17 protein-coding genes are annotated in these 14,793 nt (G+C 70.8%); 11 read left to right on the top strand and 6 right to left on the bottom strand.

Going from position 1 to position 14,793, the window contains the following annotated elements:
- The first annotated feature begins 29 nt into the window (after positions 1 to 29).
- The 4 genes from DJ017_RS04155 (at position 30) to DJ017_RS04170 (ending at position 4,571) form a co-directional block, all read left to right on the top strand.
- On the top strand, positions 30 to 1,121 hold the full coding sequence (locus tag DJ017_RS04155; protein ID WP_227000010.1) for an alkene reductase: 1,092 nt from the start codon (positions 30 to 32) through the stop codon (positions 1,119 to 1,121).
- Between the two features lie 433 nt (positions 1,122 to 1,554).
- Positions 1,555 to 2,823, top strand: coding sequence for a trypsin-like serine peptidase (locus tag DJ017_RS04160; RefSeq protein WP_165830521.1), 1,269 nt, complete (start codon positions 1,555 to 1,557; stop codon positions 2,821 to 2,823).
- Complete coding sequence (locus tag DJ017_RS04165) at positions 2,820 to 4,061, top strand: hypothetical protein (RefSeq protein ID WP_111527528.1); 1,242 nt, start codon at positions 2,820 to 2,822, stop codon at positions 4,059 to 4,061. Before DJ017_RS04160 ends, DJ017_RS04165 begins: the two co-directional genes overlap by 4 nt.
- A gap of 87 nt (positions 4,062 to 4,148) precedes the next feature.
- Positions 4,149 to 4,571 carry a GFA family protein gene (locus DJ017_RS04170; RefSeq protein ID WP_111527529.1) on the top strand — a complete coding sequence of 141 codons (423 nt, stop codon included), beginning with the start codon at positions 4,149 to 4,151 and terminating at the stop codon, positions 4,569 to 4,571.
- 16 nt (positions 4,572 to 4,587) lie between these two features.
- Here DJ017_RS04170 and DJ017_RS04175 read toward each other — a convergent pair whose 3' ends face one another.
- The 3 genes from DJ017_RS04175 to DJ017_RS04180 all read right to left on the bottom strand — a co-directional run bounded on the left by DJ017_RS04175 (position 4,588) and on the right by DJ017_RS04180 (position 6,071).
- Positions 4,588 to 5,523, bottom strand: a complete 936-nt coding sequence (locus DJ017_RS04175; RefSeq protein ID WP_111527530.1) for a CPBP family intramembrane glutamic endopeptidase — start codon at positions 5,521 to 5,523, stop codon at positions 4,588 to 4,590.
- A 7-nt stretch (positions 5,524 to 5,530) separates the two neighbouring features.
- A complete protein-coding gene (locus DJ017_RS20015; protein WP_133255381.1) occupies positions 5,531 to 5,764 on the bottom strand; it encodes a hypothetical protein in 234 nt (77 codons plus the stop codon).
- A gap of 103 nt (positions 5,765 to 5,867) precedes the next feature.
- Positions 5,868 to 6,071 (bottom strand): hypothetical protein, encoded by a 204-nt coding sequence (locus tag DJ017_RS04180; RefSeq protein WP_111527531.1) that lies wholly within the window; start codon positions 6,069 to 6,071, stop codon positions 5,868 to 5,870.
- A 222-nt stretch (positions 6,072 to 6,293) separates the two neighbouring features.
- Here DJ017_RS04180 and folP point away from each other — a divergent pair, with 222 nt between their 5' ends.
- From folP to DJ017_RS04200, 4 genes are all read left to right on the top strand, one after another.
- A complete protein-coding gene (gene folP / locus DJ017_RS04185) occupies positions 6,294 to 7,094 on the top strand; it encodes a dihydropteroate synthase (protein ID WP_111527532.1) in 801 nt (266 codons plus the stop codon).
- Positions 7,091 to 7,906 (top strand): bifunctional hydroxymethylpyrimidine kinase/phosphomethylpyrimidine kinase, encoded by an 816-nt coding sequence (gene thiD / locus DJ017_RS04190; RefSeq protein WP_111527533.1) that lies wholly within the window; start codon positions 7,091 to 7,093, stop codon positions 7,904 to 7,906. The genes folP and thiD overlap by 4 nt, the downstream gene beginning before the upstream one ends.
- The gene (locus DJ017_RS04195; RefSeq protein ID WP_111527534.1) at positions 7,903 to 8,475 is read left to right on the top strand and encodes a nucleotidyltransferase family protein; all 573 of its coding nucleotides are present in this window, start codon (positions 7,903 to 7,905) and stop codon (positions 8,473 to 8,475) included. The genes thiD and DJ017_RS04195 overlap by 4 nt, the downstream gene beginning before the upstream one ends.
- Positions 8,476 to 8,553: 78 nt before the next feature.
- A complete protein-coding gene (locus tag DJ017_RS04200; RefSeq protein ID WP_111527535.1) occupies positions 8,554 to 9,360 on the top strand; it encodes a PhzF family phenazine biosynthesis protein in 807 nt (268 codons plus the stop codon).
- Positions 9,361 to 9,430: 70 nt separating this feature from the next.
- Here DJ017_RS04200 and DJ017_RS04205 read toward each other — a convergent pair whose 3' ends face one another.
- The 3 genes from DJ017_RS04205 to DJ017_RS04215 all read right to left on the bottom strand — a co-directional run bounded on the left by DJ017_RS04205 (position 9,431) and on the right by DJ017_RS04215 (position 12,315).
- Positions 9,431 to 9,790 (bottom strand): hypothetical protein, encoded by a 360-nt coding sequence (locus DJ017_RS04205; RefSeq protein ID WP_111527536.1) that lies wholly within the window; start codon positions 9,788 to 9,790, stop codon positions 9,431 to 9,433.
- 99 nt (positions 9,791 to 9,889) lie between these two features.
- Positions 9,890 to 10,297, bottom strand: a complete 408-nt coding sequence (locus DJ017_RS04210; RefSeq protein WP_111527537.1) for a hypothetical protein — start codon at positions 10,295 to 10,297, stop codon at positions 9,890 to 9,892.
- A gap of 116 nt (positions 10,298 to 10,413) precedes the next feature.
- Complete coding sequence (locus DJ017_RS04215) at positions 10,414 to 12,315, bottom strand: ATP-binding protein (protein ID WP_111527538.1); 1,902 nt, start codon at positions 12,313 to 12,315, stop codon at positions 10,414 to 10,416.
- A gap of 243 nt (positions 12,316 to 12,558) precedes the next feature.
- Between DJ017_RS04215 and DJ017_RS04220 the strand changes: the two genes are divergently transcribed.
- The 3 genes from DJ017_RS04220 to DJ017_RS04230 all read left to right on the top strand — a co-directional run bounded on the left by DJ017_RS04220 (position 12,559) and on the right by DJ017_RS04230 (position 14,725).
- Positions 12,559 to 12,897, top strand: coding sequence for a hypothetical protein (locus tag DJ017_RS04220; RefSeq protein WP_111527539.1), 339 nt, complete (start codon positions 12,559 to 12,561; stop codon positions 12,895 to 12,897).
- Positions 12,898 to 12,957: 60 nt separating this feature from the next.
- The gene (locus DJ017_RS04225) at positions 12,958 to 13,398 is read left to right on the top strand and encodes a hypothetical protein (protein ID WP_111527540.1); all 441 of its coding nucleotides are present in this window, start codon (positions 12,958 to 12,960) and stop codon (positions 13,396 to 13,398) included.
- A gap of 142 nt (positions 13,399 to 13,540) precedes the next feature.
- Positions 13,541 to 14,725 (top strand): phosphoserine transaminase, encoded by a 1,185-nt coding sequence (locus DJ017_RS04230; protein WP_111527541.1) that lies wholly within the window; start codon positions 13,541 to 13,543, stop codon positions 14,723 to 14,725.
- The last annotated feature ends 68 nt before the right edge of the window (positions 14,726 to 14,793 follow it).

Below are 14,793 nucleotides of genomic sequence, written 5' to 3' on the forward strand. Positions count from 1 at the left end.
GGCTGGCGTCGAGCGCGATGGAGCCCCCGATGACCGACCTCTTCGATCCCTGCGAATTCAACGGCGTGCGGCTGAAGAACCGCATCGCGCTGTCGCCGCTGACGCGCACGCGCTCGAACGACGCGGGGGAGGCGGGCGAGCTCCAGGCGCTCTACTACGCCCAGCGCGCCTCCGCCGGCCTGCTGATCACCGAGGCGACCCCGGTCACCCCCGGCGGCCGCGGCGGCCCGTTCATCCCCGGCCTGTGGTCGGACGACCAGATCGCCGGCTGGCGCCAGGTCACCGACGCGGTGCACGCCAAGGGCGGGGTCATCTTCTGCCAGCTCTGGCACGCCGGCCGTCTCAGCCACTCTTCGCTGAGCGGCGGCGAGCCGCCCGTCGCCCCTTCGGCGATGCGCCAGCCGGGCCAGATCTTCACCGCCCAGGGCCTGCAGCCCTACGAGGAGGCGCGCGCCCTGCGTCTGGACGAGATGCAGCAGATCGTCGAGCTCTTCCGGGCCGCCGCCGTGCGCGCCAAGCAGGCCGGCTTCGACGGGGTCGAGCTGCACGCCGCCCACAGCTATCTGATCGACGCCTTCCTGCGCGACATGACCAACAAGCGGAACGACGCCTACGGCGGCTCGATCGAGAACCGCGCCCGCCTGCTGGTCGAGGTGCTGCAGGCGATCATCGGCGTCTGGGGACCCGAGCGCACCGCCATCCGCCTCGCCCCCATCGGCCACGCCTACCAGGCCTGGGACTCCGATCCCGAGCCGCTGTTCACCTATGTCGTCGAGCGGCTGAACGAGCTGAAGGTCGGCTGGCTCGACCTCGTGGAGGGCGACACCGGCATCTCGCGCACCGCCGAGCCAAGCTTCGACCTGCAGAAGCTGCGCCGCCTGTTCAAGGGCGCGCTCATCGCCAACAACCTCTATGACCGGGATATGGCCATCGCCGCCCGCGCGGCGGACACGGCCGACATCATCGCGTTCGGCCGACCCTTCATCGCCAACCCCGACCTCGTCGAGCGCCTGCGCCAGGGGGCGCCGCTCGCGGTCGCGCCGCCGGCGGCCTACTACGGCGGCGGCGCCCGGGGCTACACCGACTGGCCGACCCTGGAGGAGGCTGCGGCGAAGGTCTGAGGCGGCGCTCTCCGCTCCTCTCCGTTGCCGGCGCGCGTCGCGGCGCCCGGCGCCTCGATGCAATCTCCGCGAGATCAACCGAGGCGAGTAGATTCGTCTGGACATTACGTTAAGTGTTGCGCAGTCTGAGGTCGCGTCCTCGTTGCGGGCGCCTTGAGCCTGCGCGCGTGACCTTCGCGACGTCCGGGCTCTCAAGCTTCAGTGCGTGATCAATCCAGCGTCGGGGGGGATGCTGATGTCGCGTATCCGAGCCCTGATCTTCGTTGTCGCGCTTGTGGCGAGCGGCGCGGCTGCCCAGCCCGTCGGACCAGGCGCGCGCGCCGGGCCGCTGGGCGCGCAGGGCGTGGACTCATCCGCGGACAATCTGACCGTACTGCGGAGCCTGGGGGCTGCCGAGCTTCGGGAACATCCTTCGGCGGGCGAAGCCGCGGGCGTGCTGCTCAAGCAGGATCCCACGGGCCGGATCGTCACGGTGCGCGTTCCGACCACCACGTCGAACGAGGTGGTGATCGATCCGCAGCTGATGAAGGACCTTCCGACCTTCACCAAACCCGAGCTGATCACCCGCTTCCGGGAAGGCGAGCAGAGTTCGGCTCTGGCGGATTTCCTGACCAAGCTGGGCGCGACCTCGCAGACGATCGACCCGCGCAGCACCGACGTGACGCTGGCCAACCTCAAGCCCCAATGGCGCGACCGCGCCAAGGTGGTCGGGTGGACGGGACCGGTGTGCGCCTACACACCGGACTGCCTCAAGGCCCGGACCGATTTCGCCAACAGGGCCGAGCACGAGCTCTTCGACAGCGACGGCGGCTTGACGCGGATCCGCACCGACCCCGAGCGCCAGGACTTCATCGCCCTCAGCAAGGCCTTCGATGCGGCGTGCCTGCAGAAGGTGACGCCGGGCGGGGCCCCGCCGTTGCAGGACTTGGCGGTGATCTCCGGCGCCTACGGTCCCTACTGCATGGCGGTCCATGTCGGCGGCGACAGGTTCCTGACCGCCCGTCATTGCTTCTTCGACCCGGCCACCGGCCAGCCCTGGCCGGAGGCGGCCAAGGCGACGGTCTCGCTCGTGGACCGCTCGGTCTCGGATGCGCCGGTGGCGCCCGCCGCCGTGCAACCCCTTCCTGCGCCCGCGAACCTCAGGTCGAGCCGGTCCGATATCCTGGTGATCGAGGCCCACGGCCTGCCCCAGGCAGTCCGCCTGCGCGCCGCCCCAGCCGTTGTGGCGCCGACGCAGCTTAGCGGGGTGATGGTCTCCGAGGCCCTGCTGGTGGGCTATTTCGTGCTGGCCGATGCGGAGCGGGCCATCCCGGGGCCCGGCGGGCACAGCGACCCGCCCGCCTGGACGGAGGCCCTGCGCAGCACCCGGAAGGTGGGCGCCGGCTATTGCAGGCTGTGGGACTACACGGCCGTGCGCGCTGACGGCTCCGCCTGCATCCAGCACAGCTGCCAGACCGAGAAGGGCTTCAGCGGCTCGCCGGTGTTCGTGCGCCGCGACGACGGCGTCTGGGCCGTCGCCGGAGTGCACGTGAACAATGCCGAGAACCCAGGGTCCCAGGAGTGCGGCGATTTTGTCGGGCGCGCCGGGACCGGCGTGCTGATGGAGCGCGGCGGTATCGCCGCCGCCGTCCCGGCGAGCCTAGCGGCGAGCTTGGCCAGCCCCGTCCGGCTGGCGCGGAACGGATCGGGGAGGGGAAGATGAAGCGGAAGTTTGCGGCCCTGCTGGGCGCATCGGCTCTGGCCGTCTCGGGCGCGGCGCAGGCCGCCCCCAGGGACAACCTGGTGACGGTGGTGGACTTCACCTCCGACTGCGTCGGAGCGGACGCCGGGGACGGGGCCGAGTCGCTGGCCGGCAGCCTCCTGTCGCTGGTCATCGGCCCGGCCGTGGGCGCGGCGATCAAGGGGCTGGGCTCGGCGCTCGCGAACGCGGCCGCCCCGGACGAGGTGCATGTGGTCGGCCAGACCGCCACCTACTTCTACGCGGTCGCCCTGCCGAGCGACGAGGCGAGCATCGTCCGCTACCGCAAGTGCGTGCGCTTCGCGAGCGGAGTGAAGGGCGGAGATGGCGTCGCGCTGACGGGCAGGCCTGAAGATCCGGGCGGACCCAAGGGCGCCGCCTGGTTGCCGAGCGTCGGCTTCGCCAGGGCGCCGGGGATCTACATGGAGGTGCGCCTCGAGGTCTCGCACGACCGCTCGGCGTTCCGCCTCGTCCCGGTGCAGGCCTATGTGGGCAAGCCGTTCACCGAAGGCGGCTTCCACGGCAAGGGCCGCGACCTGACGGTGACGATCAGCCTGCTGGAACCGTCGAAGGACGGAAACGGCGACGCGCTCGCCACGCGCAGCCTGTTGCTCAGCCGCGTGGCCAACGAAGCGCCCGTGGCGCCCGACCAGTTGGCCGCGCTCGCCACCGACTGGATTCCCATGCCGCCGCTCGCCGACGCGGCGAAATCGCGGCTCGCTGACACCATCCAGCGCCGCAAGGACCGCGACGAACTCGAAAAGGCGGAGGCGAAGAAGAAGACCTCCGACGGGCAGCAAAGGCTCACGCGCCTGAAGGGCCTCATCGCCAAGGACGACGCCTACCTGGCCCAGGCGACTCCGGTGACCTTCCGGGTGGACGTGCACGAGGTGCGCGACGGCAACAAGGTGATCGCCGGGATCGGCAAGTGGCTGTCCGACAATTCGGACAAGGTGGCCGCGCCCGTCACCGAGCGCCTCGATCCGGCGGAACGCAGGAAGACGGCCGCAGCCGACGCCACGCAGGCGGATTCCCTGCGCATCGCGGCGATCCAGGCGGTGGAGGACTGGCAGACAACGGAAGCCGATGCCAAGAGCACCGCGGGGCAGAAGCGGGTCAAGAAGATCCAGGCTCAGGCGGCCTGCCGTGCGCTGCGCGACGCCGGTCACGACGATACGGTGTGCGCCGAGGTCGATGGCTGACGGGCCGCAAAAAACCCAGCCCCCGCGGGCGGCCTTGTCACGCTTGGACGATCGGCGCTCAATCGGCGTGGACGAGCGAGGCGCGCGATGAGCCACACGGGAAGCTGCTTCTGCGGCGCGGTCGAGATCGAGGTCACCGGATCGCCGGAGGCCATGGGCTATTGCCATTGCCGCTCGTGCCGCTCCTGGTCGGGCGGGCCGGTCAACGCCTTCAGCCTGTGGAAGCCCGAGAACGTCAGGGTCACCAAGGGCGCCGAGCACCTCAAGACCTACCAGAAGACCGAGCTCAGCCAGCGCCAGTACTGCGACGTCTGCGGCGGCCACCTGATGACCAACCACCCGCCGCTCGGGCTCGTCGACGTCTTCGCCGCCACCATTCCGACCCTGGCCTTCGAGCCGGGCGTGCACGTCAACTACGCCGAGACCGTGCTGCCGATGCGCGACGGCCTGCCCAAGCTGAAGGACTTCCCGGCCGAGTTCGGCGGCTCGGGCGAGGCCATGGCCGAATAGGGTGGGGGTCCACCGCTCAGCGGACGCGGCGCCGTAGGTAAGCCTCGACCCCGACCACCAGCACCGCCACCGAGCCCGTCTGCAGCCCGAGCGACAGCCAGGGGGTCGGGCCGTGCTCCGGCACGGTCAGCACGATCGGCCGGGCCAGGAGGGCGATGCCGAGATTGTTGGCGAGGTGCGCGCCGCTGGTGAACTCCACGCCGCCGAGCCGCAGCACGACCCAGGCCCAGCCGGCGCCCATGGCGAAACGGGCGACGAGCGGCGCCGGCGCGAGGTCGCCGTGCGCCAGGGCGAAGACGGCGGCGTTCACCGCAATGACGATGGCGATCCGCCGGGTGAAGGCGGAGGTCTGCTGCAGCAGCCAGCCGCGGAACAGCGCCTCCTCCCCGAAGGCCGCCAGCCACAGGAAGGAGAGGGCCGCGGCGGCGTAGGCGAGGCGTTCTCCGAACGCTGCGCCGGGCGTCAGGATGGGGGCGATGCCGGGGGCGGGATCGGACAGGCCTTCGACCCAGATCTCCAGCGCCACTACCGGCAGGAACACCGCCAGCCCAAGCAGGGCGTGGCTCCAGCGGAACCGGCGGGCGGCGGTGACGAAGGTGAGGATGCGGCGCCGCGCGAGGCCGGCGGCGACGGCGAGGAAGGCGAGGGCGGCGGCGATCGACGAGGAGCCCAGCAGCGCCAGCTCGAAGGTGTAGCTGCCGAGGGTGCGGCCCTTGCGGCCGCTGTCGCTGAGCAGCGCCAGGGCGTCGACCCAGCCCATGCCCTTGAGGGCGGCGAGGGCGCCCGCCCAGAGGCCGCTGACGAGCAGTCCCACGAGCAGCGCGGCGATCCCGCCGGCCAGCAGGCCGAGGAACAGCGTCGCGGCGAGGGCTCCGGGCCGGCGCTCGCGCGGGCCCGCCATGCCGGCGAAGGCGCCGGCGGGGCCGGCCTCGGGTCTGGTCGCGTCCGTCATTCGGCGGTCATTGGGCGTTGCTGGCGATGGCGGCGGTCAGCAGGGGAATGGAGGCCACGGCGGCGATGTTGGCGCAGATCAGCAGCGCGGCGGCGACCGGGCGTCCCCGCTGCAGCATACGCAACGCCAACTCGGTAAAGAATCCGGTGATCGGTCCGAAAACGACCCACGGCGCCAGGCGCAGCGCGGTGCGGACCGCACCCCCCGGCGTGGACCGCTCGAACCGCGCGTGACGAGCCATGGCAGGGGTGCTCCAGAATGGGACAATCGCCCTCTGGTCCAGCAGATCGCGCGCCAGTTCAGAGTTGCGCTGGAGCCCTTGCCGCCGGCGCGGCTCGCGGGTCTCAGACCCGAGCGCCCTTGAGCAGCTTCAGCGCCTGTTCCATGACCTGCTGGCCCCAGCTCGTCAGGTCGCTCCGGCGCAGCTGGTCCCGGGCCGCGTCCACCGCGGCCTCGCCGTGGCGGCGGCGCAGGTACTGAGCCTCCTCCAGCGCCTCACGGCGCAGGCGCTGACGGCGCCGGTAGAGGCGCAACGGGTTGAGGATCATGCTACACCCCCGCGGCCGACCTACTGGCGCCGGCCGAAGTCGGTCCTTCCCCGAACTCGGTCGTGTCCTGAGCTCGGCAGGACCGGACCGAGCTCACCGAGCGACCTTCACTATACCAAGACTTTGAAGCTATTGCGTCCTCAAATGGCAGACCCGTCGCCCGCAACCTTTCCGTCCGGCGCGCTGATCGGCGCCCAGGATCGCCCCGCGGGGGTCCGTGTCATGGGCGTGGTCAACGTCACTCCCGACAGCTTCTCCGACGGCGGACGCTGGTCCGATCCGCAGGCCGCGCTCGCCCATGCGCGGGCCCTGATCGCGGCCGGCGCCGACATCCTCGACATCGGCGGCGAGTCGACCCGGCCGGGCGCCGCGCCGGTCGCCGAGGCCGAGGAGATCGCCCGCGTCGTCCCCCTCATCGCCGCCCTCCGCGCGGAGAGCGGCATCGCCATCTCCGTCGATACCATGAAGCCGGCGGTCGCCCGGGCGGCGGTGGCGGCGGGCGCGACGATCTGGAACGACGTCAGCGCCCTCGCCCATGCGCCGGGCAGCCTGGCCACCGCCGCCCAGCTCGGCTGCGAGGTGGTGCTGATGCACATGAAGGGCGAGCCGGCGACCATGCAGGCGGATCCCGTCTATGACGACGTCGCCGCCGAGGTGGCCGAGGCGCTGGCCGGGCGGGCCGAGGCCGCCATGGCCGCGGGCGTGGCGCGCGGCAAGATCTGGCTCGATCCGGGCATCGGCTTCGGCAAGCACATGATCCGTCACAACCTGCCGCTCCTGGCCCATCTCGACCGCATCGTGGCGCTGGGCTTTCCGGTGCTGCTGGGCGTCAGCCGCAAGAGCTTCATCGGCAGGCTCGATGGCGGGGCGGCGGCCGACGCCCGGCTCGGCGGCTCCATCGCCGGAGCCCTCTGGGGCGCCAAGGCCGGCGTCGCTGCGGTGCGCGTCCACGACGTGCGCGAGACGGTCCAGGCGCTGCGGGTCTGGCAGGCGATCGCGCAGGCGGGCGAGGGACAGGCATGACGACGGCGCCTGCGCACCGCGGACGGGTGCTGATCATCGCCGGCTCCGATTCCGGCGGCGGCGCCGGGATCCAGGCCGACATCAAGACCGTCACCGCGCTCGGCGGCTATGCGGCCACGGCGATCACCACCGTCACCGTGCAGAACACCCTCGGCGTCACCGGCGTGCATCCGATCCCGGCCGACGTCGTCGCCGCCCAGGCCGAGGCCGTGCTCTCCGACATCGGGGCCGACGCCCTCAAGACCGGCATGCTGGGCGACGTCGCCATGGTCGAGACCGTCGCCGCCCTGCTGGACGAGGCGCCCGGCGCGCCGGCGGTGGTCGATCCGGTGATGGTGGCCAAGGGCGGGGCGCCGCTGCTGGCCGACCGCGCGGTCGCTGCGGTGCGCGACCTGATGGTTCCGCGCGCGGCCCTGCTCACCCCCAACGCCCCGGAGGCGCAGGCCCTGACCGGGATCGCCGTGGAACGCCCCGACGATCAGCGCCGCGCCGCCGAGGCCCTGCTGGCCCTGGGCGCCAAGGCGGTGCTGATGAAGGGCGGCCATGTGGAGGGCGACCGGGTCGTCGACCTGCTCGTCACCCCGGCGGGCGAGACCGCCTTCGAGGCCGAGCGGATCATCACCCGACACACCCACGGCACCGGCTGCACCCTCGCCTCGGCCTGCGCCGCGGGCCTTGCCCAGGGACTGCCGCTCACCGAGGCCGTCGCCCGCGCCTGGGCCTATGTGCAGGAGGCCATCGCCCGCGCGCCCGGCTTGGGCGCCGGCCACGGCCCCCTCGACCACGCCTGGCCGCTAAGGGAGCGCCGATGACCGACCTCCTCGAACGGCGGCTGGAAGATATCCTGCGGGCCTCGCCGTCTTTGATGCAGGTGCTGACGACCGCCCGTGACCTCGCCCTGCCGGACTGGATGATCTTCTCGGGCGCGATCTACCAGCGGGCGCTGAACCAGCTGACCGGCCGCGACCTCGACTACGGGATCAAGGACTACGACCTTGGCTATTTCGACGCCTCCGACACCTCCTACGAGGCAGAGGACGTGGTGATCCGTAAGGTCGCTGCGGCCTTCGAGCCGCCGCTGCGCGAGATGGTCGAGGTGCGCAACCAGGCGCGCGTGCACCTGTGGTTCGAGGGCAAGTTCGGCGAGCCCTACGCCCCGCTCACCTGCACCGCCGAGGCGCTCGGCCGCTTCGTCTCCCCGCTGTTCGCGGTCGGCGTGCGGCTGGAGACGGACGGGCGGCTGACCATCGCCGCGCCCTTCGGACTGGACGACATCTTCGCCCTGCGCCTGCGGCCCAACCCGGACCGACGGACCAACGGCTTCGCCCGCACCGCCGCCTCGGCCAAGGCCCGCTGGCCCGAACTTTCGGTCGAGCCTTGATTGCAGTAATTAGCCATTTAGCTAATTCACAATAGCTGCTAGACGCCCATCCAACTCCAAGAAAAGACGGCCCCTCCCATGCGCCAGTGGACCATCGACGCCTTCGCCAGCGGCCCCTTCAAGGGCAACCCCGCCTGTGTGGTCGAGCCCCAGGCCGCTTGGCGCGACGCGGCCTGGATGCAGGCCCTCGCCGCCGAGAACAACCAGGCCGAGACCGCCTTCCTGCTGAAGACCGCCGACCCGGCGCGCTTTGGCCTGCGCTGGTTCACCCCCACCGTCGAGGTGCCGATCTGCGGCCACGCGACGCTGGCCTCCGCCCATGCCCTGTTCGCCGAACTCGGCGTGGCGGCGGAGGCCGTCACCTTCGACACCCAGTCCGGCCCGCTGATCGTCCGCCGGGACGGCGCGGGCTACGAGATGGACTTCCCCGCCCAGCCGCCCGCGCGCGTTGCGACGCCGACGGGCCTTTCGGCCGCGCTCGGGGTCGAGCCGGTGGAGGTCTGGGCGTCCAGCTACCTGATCGCCGTGCTCGCGGACGAGGCCGCCGTGCGGGGCCTGCGCCCCGACATCGCCGCCCTCGGCGCCGTCGTCTCGCCCGCCACTGCGCCCGGCAACATCGGCGTGGTCGCCCTGGCCGATGTGGGTCGTCCCTACGACGTGGTCGACCGCTTCTTCGCGCCGGGCTCCGGCATCCCTGAGGATCCTGCCACCGGCTCGCTGCACTGCATCCTGGCGCCGCTCTACGCCGACAAGCTCGGCCGCGCGGGGGTGCGCTTCCACCAGGCCTATCCCGGCCGCGGCGGCGACCTCGACTGCGAGGCCCGCGGTGAGCGCGTCCTGCTGCGCGGCCGCGCCGTCACCGTCTTCGACGGCCAGCTCCGCTAGCGCACAGAGAAACGCCCCCGGATCGCCCAGCAGGCTCTCCGGGGGCGCTTCGCCCGTCACGCTCCGGCGCTTACCAGTGGCGGTAGCGCGGCGCGTTGTAGGCGTAGCCGCTCGTCAGGCTGTCGACGCGGTCGACGACGTTCTCGAGGCGGCGCACTTCCCACGGCGAGGCCCGGCCGGTCTGGACGCGCCAGGCGAGGGGCTGGACGCTGCGCACCTGGGCGCGCAGGTCGCGGGCCTCGCCCCAGGAGATCGCGCCGTTGCGCGCGGCGTTGGTGATCTTCCAGTTGAGGCCGTCCACGTAGGACGTGGTCAGGCGATTGTCAGCATAGGCAGGACGCCAGGGCTGGGCGTTGGCAGTCGTCACAGCGGCGCCGCCAATAGCCAGGGTGGTCGCGGCCACGGCCGCAAGGGTCTTGAGCTTAGTCATTGGTCAGTTCCTCTGCTTCGGTGTCCCTCTGCTTTGGTTCTGTCCCGACACGGCCATCAGAACTCATCTGAGGCCGTATGGTTTCCTGCCGGGAGCCGTCTAGCGCCAGTTGCGATCGTAGCGATCGTAGCGGTCGTCACGGTCACCACGGTCGTATCGGCCGTAGCGCCCGCCGCGGTTCACCGCCTGCTCGATGTGCGCGACCGTGCGCTCCAGGCGCTCGGCCTCCCAGCGGTTGGCGGCGCCGGTCTGGACGCGCCAGGCGAGCGGCTGCACCTCACGCAGGTCCTGCTTCAGGCCGCGGGCTTCGCCCCAGGAGATGCGGCCTTCGCGCGCGGCGTTGGTGATCTTCCAGTCGAGGCTGTCCACGTAGCTGGTGTCGAGCCGGCCGCCATAGCCGTAGTCGCCGCGGTCATGGTGGTCGTAGCCCCAGGATTGGGCGGCGGCGGGGGCGGCCGCGGCGCCGAGCGCGGCGACGGCGGCGAGCGGGAGCAGAAGCTTCTTCATGGTCTTTCCTTTCCAGGAGCCGGAAGGTCCGGCGTCGTGGAGGTCAGAAGACCATGTGGCGGCTGACGCGGGTCTGAGGGGCCGGTTGTCCGCCGTTCACCTCGCGGGCGACCGCCTCAGGCGGCGGAGGCCTCGGGCTCGGAGGCCTGGCCCGCCGCGCCGACGGCGGCGGCGTTGAGGGCGGCGCTGATCGCTTCGTAGAGCTTGGCGATCTCGATCGGCTTGGCCACGTGGCCGTCCATGCCGGCCGCGAGGTACTCCTCGATCTGGTGCGTCAGGGCGTTCGCCGTCAGGGCCACGATCGGGGTGCGGCGGCGGCCGCCGTCCTGTTCCAGCCGGCGGATCTCGCGCGCGGCGGCGATGCCGTCCATGACCGGCATCTGGATGTCCATCAGGATCAGGTCGTAGCCGCCGGTGCGCCAGGCGTCGACCGCCTCCTGGCCGTCCGGCACGATGTCGATGTCGATGCCCAGGGAATCCATGACCGCCTGCAGCACCTGCTGGTTGGTCGGGTTGTCCTCGGCCGCCAGGAGCCGCAGGTCGCCGTCCTCGCCGCGGCCGTCCGCGCCCTCGGCGACGGCCTCCGACGGCTCACCCCGGGCGAGCGGCAGCTCGACGGTGAAGGTGGAGCCCTTGCCCTCGCGGCTCTCCACGTCGATCGAGCCGCCCATCATCTGGGTCAGCTCGCGGCAGATGGCGAGGCCCAGGCCCGTGCCGCCGAAGCGGCGCGTCGCCGAGTTGTCGGCCTGGGTGAACTTCTCGAAGAGGGTCGGCAGCTTCTCGGGCGCGATGCCGACGCCGGTGTCCGTGACCACGATGCGCAGCGCGCCGGTCTCGGCGCTGACGTCGACGCGGGCCTTCACCGCCCCTCGCGGCGTGAACTTCACGGCGTTGGACAGCAGGTTGCCGACGATCTGGCGCAGGCGGTCGCTGTCGGCGCGCCACCAGCCGCGGGCGTTCTCGGCGACCGCGAAGTCGAACTTCAGCCCCTTGCCGCTGGCGATGACGCGGAAGGGCTCGGCGGCCGCGGCCATGGCGTCCCCGAGCTCGAAGTCGTCGAGCACCAGGGTGAGCTTGCCCGCCTCGATCTTGGAGAGGTCGAGCACGTCGTTCAGCACGGCGAGCAGCAGGCTGCCCGACTGGCGGATCACGTCGAGGCGGTCGCGCTGCACCGCGTCGAGCTCGCCCATCGCCATGACCTCGGCCATGGCCAGCACGCCGTTCAGCGGCGTGCGGATCTCGTGGCTCATGTTGGCCAGGAACTGGGTCTTCAGCACGTTCGCGGCGTTGGCGGCGTCCCGCGCTTCCTCGAGCTCGCGCATGGCGCGCCGCAGGTCGTCTTCGCGCTCGCCGAGCTTGCCGAGCAGGTGGTTGAAGCTGGCGGTGAGGCTGCGGAACAGCTCGTCGTCGGCCTGCACCTCGACCGGCTCGAAGCTGCCGCCGGCGGCGACCTTGTGCATCCCTTCCGAGAGGCGCTGCACCGGGGCGATCACCTGGTGCGCCAGGCTGCGGGCCAGGAACAGGGCCACGCCGATGCCGCCGAACAGCAGCACCAGGGTCAGGGCGATGTACTTCGGCAGCGTCGGCGCGAGCGTCGGGCGCGCGATGGTGATCGAGACATGGCCGATGACCTTGCCGTCCTGGACAACGTCGCGGACCACCTCGTCACGGTCGCCGTCGGCGGGCTTGGCGGCCTGGTAGCGGGCGACGACGCGGCCGTGCTGGTCGGTGATCTGGCTGGCCACCAGCCGCGGCACGGCGGCGAAGGCGCTCAACGGCGCCTGGGCGGCCGCCGTGTCTCCGCGCGCGAGGGCGGGCGCGGCCGTGCGCGCGGTCATTTCGGTGAGCGACTGCAGGACGCTATGCGATTGCGCGCGGGCCACCGCCCACTGCTGGAGCATGAAGGTGGCGCACGCGGCCATCAGCACGACCAGGGTCGTGATCAGGCCCACCCGCGCAACGCGGGCGTGGAATGTCGCAACGGGCGCGGGTCTGGAGCCGGCGGAAGCTTGGGTCATGACCTTCGATCGGACCACGTGAGCTTCCGCTGTACGTCAATAATACTAACGGTTCGCTTCACTCGTAGGGGTTGCGAAGGGGGAAAGTCAGCTCGCCTCCCGGGAGAAATGTTGTTTTTGCGCCACGATACAACCTTCGGACGCAGAAATTATGGTTAACAACTCATGAACTGGTTGCCGCGAGCTTTACCATTCATTTACCGTACCGGCGGTTTTCACCTTAACGCCCTTGGGGGGCCGGACATGGAAAAGATCTTTGTGGTGAAGCGCGTGGCCCGGAAGCTCTGGTCCACCGAAGCGGCCATCGACGGCGCGATGAAGGAAGCCTCCGAGCTTCTCGCCGAAAGCCTGCAAGCGCAGCGCGACGTGAAGCTGTCGCCCGTGTCCGCGGACGCGGCCCAGACTAAGCTCATGGAAGCGATCAAGGCGCTCAGCGAGGCCCGCACCGCCATCGTCGCGGCGCACGGCGAGCTGGACCAGATCAAGGACGGCCTCGGCATCCGCACCACCCTGGGCGGCGTGCAGAAGCTCTCGGTGTTCCTCGAGAACACCGACGAAGTCCGGCTGCAAGACGTCGGCTGACGCCTAAGGTTTCAAGACTTTAACTGTTGTTGCACCCCTTGGTGATCTAAGGGGTGCAACATGCTGTATGCGCTCAGCAACGCGTTGGTCGTCTTCTCCCTGCTGACGGGCCTCTTCGCTCTGATCAAGGGCGGCGTCGCCGAGCGGATGGGGGGTGCGGCCGTGCTCGCCAACTTCGTCCTGGCGACCGCGAACTACGCCTTCCTCAAGAGCCAGCTGGTCGACCTGACGGTCGACGGTCTTTGCGCCCTCTTCATGCTGCTGCTGATGATGCGCTTCGCGAGCCTCTGGCTCGGCGCGGTCATGCTGGTCTACGCCATCCAGTTCGGGCTCGACGCCTTCTACCTGGTGACGGAGCGCTCGGTGTCGGACACGCCGCACGCGGTCATCAACAACCTCAACACCTTCGCCATCACCGTGGCCCTGGCCGCGGGCACGATCATCGCCATGCGCCGGCGCCGGACCGAGGCGAGCCCGCCGCCGTTCGCCGAGCTCGCCTGAGGCGCGCGTCGCCCCCGGCGGGCTGCGCCATAGCGCCGCGCTGAAGGCGCTTTCAGAAAACTTTCTCTTGCGCTGCAGCAGGAACCGGGGTTGTTGGCCGGCGGGCCACGTCCCCCCAACGGGACGCTGCCCATCTGCAAGGATGGGAGACATCGCAGTGACTACACCCGCCAAGCCGGCGATGCGTCCGGCGCGTGCTGAGTTCTCTTCCGGCCCGTGCGCCAAGCGCCCCGGATGGACCCCCGAAAACCTCCAGAATGCAGTCCTTGGACGGTCTCACCGTTCCAAGCTCGGCAAGGCGCGCCTGAAAGAGGCGATCGACCGCACCCGCGAGGTACTGCAGGTTCCGGACGACTACCTGATCGGCATCGTGCCGGGCTCCGACACCGGGGCCATGGAGATGGCGATGTGGTCGCTGCTGGGCGCCCGGCCCGTGCAGATGCTGGCCTATGAGAGCTTCGGCAAGGACTGGGTCACCGACGTGACCAAGCAGCTGAAGCTCGAAGCCGAGGTGCTCAGCGCCCCCTACGGCCAGCTGCCCGACCTTTCCAAGGTCCGCAAGGACGCCGACCTGGTGTTCCCGTGGAACGGCACGACCTCGGGCGTGCGCATCCCGGACGCGGCCTTCATCGCCGCCGACCGCGAGGGCCTGACGATCTGCGACGCCACCAGCGCCGCCTTCGCCCAGCCGCTCGACTGGCCCAAGCTCGATGTCGTGACCTTCTCCTGGCAGAAGGCGCTGGGCGGCGAGGCCGGCCACGGCGTGCTGATCCTGTCGCCGCGCGCCGTCGCCCGGCTGGAGAGCTACACGCCCGCCTGGCCCATGCCGAAGCTGTTCCGCATGACCAAGGCCGGCAAGCTCAACGCCGAGATCTTCGAGGGCTCGACCATCAACACGCCCTCCATGCTCTGCGTGGAGGACTATATCGACGCCCTGCGCTGGGCCGCCTCGATCGGCGGCTTCGCCGAGCTTCGCCGCCGCGCGGACTCGAACCTCAAGGTGCTCGAGGACTGGGCCGCCAAGACCCCCTGGGTCGGCTTCCTGGCCGAGGATCCCTCGATCCGCTCCAACACCTCGGTGTGCCTGAAGGTGGTCGATCCGCGCGTCACGGCGCTGTCCGACGACGCCCAGGCCGACTTCGCCAAGAAGCTCGCCTCCGCGCTGGAGAAGGAGGGCGTGGCCTATGACGTAGCGGGCTACCGCGACGCCCCGGCCGGCCTTCGCATCTGGTGCGGCGCGACCGTCGACTCCTCCGACCTGGAGGCCCTGACCCCGTGGCTCGACTGGGCCTTCGAGGTCACGCTCGCCGAGTTCGCGCCGGCCTGACCGGCCGCGCCTCCCGCTTCCGATTTCCCGACATGAACCTCCCTGGCCCAAGGGCCGGGGAGGGCTAC

The sequence above is a fragment of the Phenylobacterium soli genome (assembly GCF_003254475.1).
Classification (GTDB): Bacteria; Pseudomonadota; Alphaproteobacteria; order Caulobacterales; family Caulobacteraceae; genus Phenylobacterium; species Phenylobacterium soli.